This window comes from Deltaproteobacteria bacterium, from assembly GCA_019308995.1.
In the GTDB taxonomy this organism is placed as follows: Bacteria; Desulfobacterota; Desulfarculia; order Adiutricales; family JAFDHD01; genus JAFDHD01.
On sequence record JAFDHD010000161.1, the window covers coordinates 1 to 7,185 of the forward strand.

The 7,185-nt window shown below is 51.1% G+C and carries 6 protein-coding genes; all 6 read right to left on the bottom strand.

The features are described from left to right. Positions 1-440: 440 nt before the first annotated feature. The 6 genes from gabT to JRI95_16100 all read right to left on the bottom strand — a co-directional run bounded on the left by gabT (position 441) and on the right by JRI95_16100 (position 7,045). Entirely contained in the window at positions 441-1,748 is a 1,308-nt protein-coding gene (gene gabT / locus JRI95_16075) for a 4-aminobutyrate--2-oxoglutarate transaminase (GenBank protein ID MBW2063061.1), read from the bottom strand. Positions 1,749-1,837: 89 nt separating this feature from the next. After that, entirely contained in the window at positions 1,838-2,524 is a 687-nt protein-coding gene (locus JRI95_16080) for a vitamin B12 dependent methionine synthase (GenBank protein ID MBW2063062.1), read from the bottom strand. 58 nt (positions 2,525-2,582) lie between these two features. Beyond that, positions 2,583-4,244 (bottom strand): DUF4445 domain-containing protein, encoded by a 1,662-nt coding sequence (locus JRI95_16085; GenBank protein MBW2063063.1) that lies wholly within the window; start codon positions 4,242-4,244, stop codon positions 2,583-2,585. Between the two features lie 76 nt (positions 4,245-4,320). Then, positions 4,321-5,121, bottom strand: coding sequence for a methyltetrahydrofolate cobalamin methyltransferase (locus JRI95_16090; protein ID MBW2063064.1), 801 nt, complete (start codon positions 5,119-5,121; stop codon positions 4,321-4,323). Between the two features lie 403 nt (positions 5,122-5,524). Continuing rightward, on the bottom strand, positions 5,525-6,310 hold the full coding sequence (locus tag JRI95_16095) for an IS110 family transposase (protein ID MBW2063065.1): 786 nt from the start codon (positions 6,308-6,310) through the stop codon (positions 5,525-5,527). Positions 6,311-6,739: 429 nt separating this feature from the next. Beyond that, the gene (locus tag JRI95_16100) at positions 6,740-7,045 is read right to left on the bottom strand and encodes an alpha/beta fold hydrolase (GenBank protein MBW2063066.1); all 306 of its coding nucleotides are present in this window, start codon (positions 7,043-7,045) and stop codon (positions 6,740-6,742) included. Positions 7,046-7,185: the final 140 nt, after the last annotated feature.

Sequence of the window (7,185 nt, forward strand, 5' to 3'; positions counted from 1 at the left end):
CAGGTTGCGCAATATCTTCATAAATCCCTTTTTTTACGTAACCGTGGAAATTTTAAATTTTCGGATCCTTGGGCGGTTCGATTAAATTATGTTTAACCGGATTGTAGCCAATTGTTGGGTTTCGCTCCGCTCTACCCAACCTACAAAACTGTATTGAATATTATTATGCTCCTTTTGATTAAAAAGTAAAGAGAGAAAAATATCAGGTGAATCCTGTAATTAATCAGGATGAGTTACCCCCGGTTTCTTTGGACACGAAATTGCATTAACGTGAGAAGAAGTTGTTCAAGGAGGTCGGGTCATGAAAGAGGAGAGGAAAATAATGGGAGAGGTCGTCCCACAGATAAAAATTCCTGGTTAAGGGGGACGCCCTTTACTAAATGGACAAAATAGGCGTGATGTTCGCTGAATTGCGAATTACGAATTGTACCCGAATTGTACTAGGAAACGCTCAAGTATTGCAGACCTTCTTCCAGAATGGACAGCCCTCTCTCGAGCTGCTCATCGCTGATGACCAGAGGCATGAGCGTGCGGATGACGTTGCTGAAACTGCCGCACGAAAGCAGGACCAGGCCCTTTTCATAACAAAGCTCGATCAACTTCTGGGTTTCTTCCCGGGCCGGTTCTTTTGTCTGGCGGTCTCGAACCAGTTCCAGGCCCAGCATTGGCCCTTTGCCTCGGACGTCCCCGACGATCTCGTATTTTTCCTGGAAAGACTCGAACCGAGGCAGGAGTTTTTCCCCGAGGCTTTGCGCCTGCTGCATAAGGTTGTCTTCAAGCAGAATCTCCAGGACGGCCAGGGCGGCCTGGCAGCACACAGGGTTGCCGCTGTATGTTCCGCCCAGGCCTCCGACGTGAGGCTTGTTCATCATCTCGGCGCGGCCGATAACGGCGCTCAAAGGCATGCCTCCGGCCAGGCTCTTGGCCAGGGTAATGATATCCGGCTCGATACCCCAGTGTTCAATAGCGAAAAGCCTTCCGGTGCGGCCCATGCCCGACTGCACCTCGTCAATAATGAGGGCGATACCGTACTTTTCACAGATCTTCTGAATCTTCGAAAAATACTCAGGCGGCGGTGTAACAAAACCGCCTTCCCCCTGGATGGGCTCGGCAATAACGGCCGCGGTTGATTCAGGGGCCACGTATCCGATAAAAAATTCTTCAAGGTAATCCGCGCAGGCCACGTCACACCCGGGATACTTAAGACCAAAAGGACAGCGATAGCAGTAGGCAAAAGGCATGCGGTAAATCTCAGGCGCGAACGGCCCAAACCCGAACTTGTAAGGCATGATCTTGCTGGTCAGGCTCATGCCCAGAAGCGTGCGGCCGTGAAACCCGTTTTCAAAACAGATAACAGCCGGCCGCTGAGTGGCATAACGCGCCACCTTGACCGCGTTCTCCACCGCTTCTGCGCCACTGTTGGCGAACATGGTCATCTTGGGAAAGTCTCCGGGCGCGAGTTTATTGAGCCTGGCTGCCAGTTCCACGTACGAGTCGTACATGGCGACGTGGAAACAGGTATGGATATATTTTTCAGCCTGGTCTTTAATGGCGGCCACGACTTTGGGGTGACAGTGCCCGACGTTGTTGACGCCGATGCCGCCGCTGAAATCAATGAGTTCGCGGCCGTCCTTGTCAATCATCACGGCCCCGCGGGCCTCTCTGATAAACGCGGGCGTTATGTTGAACGGGCCCTGGGGAATATGTTCATTTCGCAGTTGAATGAGTTCTTCGGTTTGGTCTGGCATCTGTTCCTCTCCTTGTAATACGCTGACATTTGACTGTTGATTTTCTCCCTTAAAACTCTTTTAAGAGACACCCCGACAGCCTGACCCTCTTACTTCTTCTGGTATTTTTTTTGATACAAATCCTGGTCGTACGGCGCTCTTCTTCCAGGACAATCCTCTCTGGAGCACAACTGGCAGCTTACAAAGGTGACTTCCGTGGGGAAGAGTATTCCAGAGACTGAATGAACCGGAATCATCATCAGGCTTTCAATTAGCTGCACCCCGATAGATTTCTTTGTGTCCCCCACGATTTTGAAAAGCGCCTTCTGCTCCTCGAGGGGCCAGTCTTCCAGAGACCCGGGAGTCATGATGGAAGTTTTGCCAAGAGAAAACTGATCCTTTATGTGCCTGGTCAGGGCTTCCATGGCCGAATACAGCGCCCTTTCTTTTATTCTTTCAGCCCAGAAACGATGCAGCATGTCTTCCTTGGCCCGGGCCCAGTCCTCTATTTCCATGCCGCAGGTAGCCACGAAGGGAAAGACCCGATAGGCGTTCTCCAGGTTGACCCTGAGGATACGGCTCTTAAACGAAACGCCTTCGAGAACCACATGGTCGTCATCCTTAAACTCGGTAAAGGCTATCCTGTACACTGCCTTGGGCCTGGCGATTGCCTCGGCTTCATGAACCAGACCTCTGAGATCGTCTGCGTGCCTGCTTTCCGGTTTGACGCGAACCTTTCTCATGAGCAAATCTGTCTTGACCTCAAAAGACAGGCTGTCCAGTATGATTGGCTCCATGATTTCTTTCTCTCGATTATAAATTTTGATTCTGATAAGCCGGCGTTTCTCGAAAAAATTAAGGCTTTGGGTAATCAAGGCTTTTTACAAATTTCTCCTGAAAGGCAGGGTCTGCGGCCAGATCCTTCACCTGCGTGTCCTGGACCACCTCCTTGGCTTTCTTTAGAAAACCCGGATCAAAAAGCGTCAGGACCGCTCCTTCCCCGGCCGCGTTTCCCACCGCCTGAAGATCGTCGTCAGCCAGCCGGGGGAACATGCCGATGGTCATGGCGTCCTCTTTGTTCAAAAAGTTTCCAAACCCTCCCGCCACCAGGAGCTGTTTCGGACGATCCAGCCGCATTTCGCGGCAGAGCAGCTCAATGCCCGTAATCAGCGCGCCTTTGGCTAACTGGACGGCGCGCACGTCTTTTTGCGTCAGCGTAATCGGGCGCTTCATTTCTGATTCTTCACCTTTAACCAGGATAAACTCCTGGACACCGTCTTCTCCTCTGCAGAGATTGGGAAGCTCAATTTCGGGGTTGAAGCGCCCGCTTTGCACGAGGATTCCAGCGCGCAGGAGTTCAGCCACCGCGCTCACCACGCCCGAGCCGCAGATTCCAGCGGCCTTTTTCAATGCGGCTGGATTATTTTGAATGAGATGGCAGGTGACGCCGCCGCTGCCCGGATCAATCCTGACCGCGTCAATGGCCCCTGAAACGGCGGGCATGCCGTGACGTATGGTTGCGCCTTCAAAGGCCGGTCCGGTGGCGCAGGACGTCCCGAGCAGCCCTTGTGCTGCGCGCAGCATCACTTCGCCGTTTGTCCCTACGTCAATAAGCATGGCGCCTGGTTCAGCCTGCCTGATATCGGTGGCCAGGGCCGCGCCCAGGATGTCAGCGCCCAGAAAACCTGAAATGAGCGGCAGGGTCAAGACGCTTATGGAGTCATGAAAACGAAAATTTACAGCATCAGCCTTTAAGGTCCTTTCTTGGACGAACCTGGGCCGATATGGAAAAACTCCCAGCGATGTCGGATCTTCAGCCAGGAAAAGATGGATCATGGTCGAATTCCCCACCACGACCATTTTTTTAATATACTCCTCAGGAATACGGCGCGATTTCAAAAGAGAAGCCGCGCCCCACTCGATGGCCCTGACCGCCATTCTCTGAAGCCGGTGCAAAAGAGCGCCGTCCTGAACCACGGCGTTGATGCGGCTGATAACGTCTTCCCCAAAAAAACTCTGAGGGTTTTTGACTGAGACCGTGGCCGTGACGCTGTTGGCGGCCAGATCACAGAGATATATGGCAATGGTCGTGGTTCCAAGGTCCACGGCCAGGCCGTACTCCCCGGACCGGCCTGGAGTCCGCCTCGACGCAGAATAATCAGGCTGAAGCATCTTCGATAACGGCGGCTTTTGAACCACCTCGGGGCTCAAGAGGGCCTGTTTTGGAATCTCAATCGAAAGATCGCCGCAAACTTCCACCCGGCAGGCCAGACGATGGCCGGCCTTAAGAGAGGATACTCCGACAAGCTTTTGTTCAGCCGTGGAGGGCGGCTGGGCTTCAAGGAAGTCTGAATCAAGGATTTTGACAACGCACTTGCCACAGGCGCCCTTACCGCCGCAGTCAGAACGAAGGAAAATTCCATTCTCCGCCAGGGCTTCCAAGAGACTTTGGCCTGCCGCGGCCTCGAGGCTCTCGCCTTGAGGCGTTATATGGATCGTATATCTTTGCACATTCATGCTTGTATTTATTTTCTTCTTTCCAGATTAATCTTCAAAAAAACTCCTAGGATTTCAGGTTTGAAACAAAACGATTTCAGGCCTGAAGCTCACCGGCGCGAAAGGCCTTGAGGTATCTGCGGCAGTAGTCATCCTGCCCCAGGAGCACTTCCGTTGATCTGAGAACCGTCATGAGCCTCTGATCCAGGGGGTCCACAATGGCTGAGTCCAGTCCGGCCGCCATCATCAGGCTCAGGAAAGTCCGGTTGAGCGCTTTCCTTTGAGGCATGCCAAAGGATACATTCGAAAGCCCGCAGATGGTGTGCACTCCGGGCAGGTCGGTCATGATTTTCCTGACCGCCTCTGTGACCATCATCGCGTTTGAGGTATCCGTACTCACCGGCTGAACCAGGGGGTCCACATAGATAAATTCGCGCATGATACCCGCGCCTTCAAGTCCTTGCACCAGCTTTTTGGCCCTCTCCACAACCTTTGGCGCAGTTTTGGGCATGCCGGTATCTTCCATGCACAGGGCCAGGACGCTGCACTCTTTACCTTTGAGAAAAGGAAGCATGGTGTCGTACCGGTTCTTTTCCAGACTGATGGAGTTGATCATGGGGGGCTTTTCCACCAGGCCATAGGCCATTTCCAGGACCTTGGGGTCCGGGCTGTCGAGGCAGAGCGGAATGGCGACCGCCTCCTGAATGACCTGGACAAGCCATTCTATGTCCTCCATCTCATGGCCGAGCCGGGCCCCGGCGTTCACGTCAATGTAATGGGCGCCGGCGGCCTGCTGTTTTTTCACGTCCTCCTGAATATAGGCCGTATCCCTGGCGGCGACCGCTTCCTCTACCTTGTGCCGCGACGTATTAATCCGTTCACCTACGACTGTAAACATATTTGTGTACTTTTCTTCCTTTCCTTAAGGAGATGGATTAATTTCTCAGCGCTTGTTCAAATTCGGTTATCATCTCACCTTCCTGATAAAATTTGTGCCTGGCCTGGCCTGTGCCTCAATTCAGCACCATAAGCCCTGTCAATAGTTTCAGTCAAGGATTATCAAGTAATATCTGGTAAAGAGAACTTGAAGTATATGCCTGATCGTATGAGCAGGAAGACAAAATGTAGCGACTGTTTTGAAGATCAAGATAAATTAGGCTCCCACATTTGATTTTTTTTCATGATGGTGTTAAGGATCACAATTAATTTACGCATGGCAGCCACCACGGCTGTCATCTTGGATTTTCCTTTTTCCAGTAGTTTAAGATAGTACTGGCGAATTACGGGATTATGCTGGATGGCTACCCCAATGTGGGCATATACATTTTAGTTCGTACTTGACGCCGCCCACCGCCTGTCATCCTCTTTCCCTTAAACATACCGCTATCGCGATTCATTGGTGCTACTCCGACTAAAGCAGCAATTTCCTTTTTGTTTATCAGCCCTAACTCCGGCAGCTCGACTACAAGCATGTGAGCCGAGATATCTCCGATACCCGGTACGGATTTAAGGATAGCCACCTTTTGCTTCAATTCAGGCTGTTGATCAATATGATCTTTGATATGTTGATCAACCCGTTCAATCTCTTTTTCTAACGCCCTGAGGATAGCCCTAAGGCTTCGCGCTACCTCTTTTCCAAGCACATGCTCCATCCGATTGGTCTCGGCGACACGCATCTTAATCAATTGATCTCGACGGGCAGCCAGAGCTTTTAAAATACGCTGGTTTTCGTTAATCACTTTACGTGGAGGCGGTTGTAACGTGGCCCCGAAATACGCTATGTTTCTGGCATCCAGCTTGTCTGTTTTAGCCATCTGGCCTTGCGCCTTGGCGAAATCTCGAATCCGACGCGGATTTACTATAGCCACCGGGAGTCTAGCCGCTTGGAGTTCACAGGCCAGCGGTATTTCGTAACCCCCGGTTGATTCTAAAACCACAAGAACCACCGATAATCTCGTTAAATAATCCACACATTTCTTGACCTGTTTAGGGGTGTACTCAAAATGTATGTCTCGATTGTCTTCCAGAATATGCAGATCAAAAAATTCTTTTGACACATCAATACCTACATGCTTCATCTCCATCATAAGATTCCTCCTTGCAATACGAGCTCTTTTACGTACAATGGCCCTGGCGACTGTTCGAATTCAAGATGATGAATACGGCATCGGACCAAGCTACAGACGGGCTCAACGGCCCTAGGGTGCGACGATCTCGATGCCGCGGCTGGTGCTCTGGCTAGCCAGAAATTCGGTGCGCAAAGCGTACCCTATCATGACTGGGGATAATTACTCCTGAACGTTCTACTTGAGGGGTGTGGGTGGAGCGGCAGCGTTACCCACGTCCCTCACAAAGCAGTTTTTCGGTGTCCACCTTAATCAACTTGGTTTCAGATAAACAATGCATTACCAAAGGCCTTATTTCTTTTTGCATCAATGATACTGATTCTTTAAGTGGTGGCTCTTCAAAAATATCTGGGGCAATTAGTTCTCTAATCCATCCGTCGTAAAAGTAAGCTACCGCTTCTGCCGTTTTAAATTCAGGGACTGGTTTGGGATAGCATGCACAAGACCGACAATGTCTCCGACCAGCTCGAAGATATTGTAGGCCTCGATGGGATCGGGCCTGTCGGTTTTACCGTACCCCCGCTGATCGGGCGCGACGGCATGAAACCCCGCTTCGGCCAGGGCCGGCAACTGGTGCCTCCAGGAGTACGCTAATTCCGGGAATCCGTGGCATAGGACCACCAGCGGTCCTTGCCCCTGCTCTGCAATATGCATTTTGATGCCATTGGTATCAATGATACGGTCACTTGTTTCCATTTTTTTATCCCCTTTTTACTGTAAAGCTAATTAGTGCCTGTCCGGTTTTCTAAGTATTTGGTTTAAAAGTAAAAAAAGCGCATTTTATGCTGGCCATTAGTTCTTCGGATAGTGTAGAATAAGTTATAACGTCTTAAAAA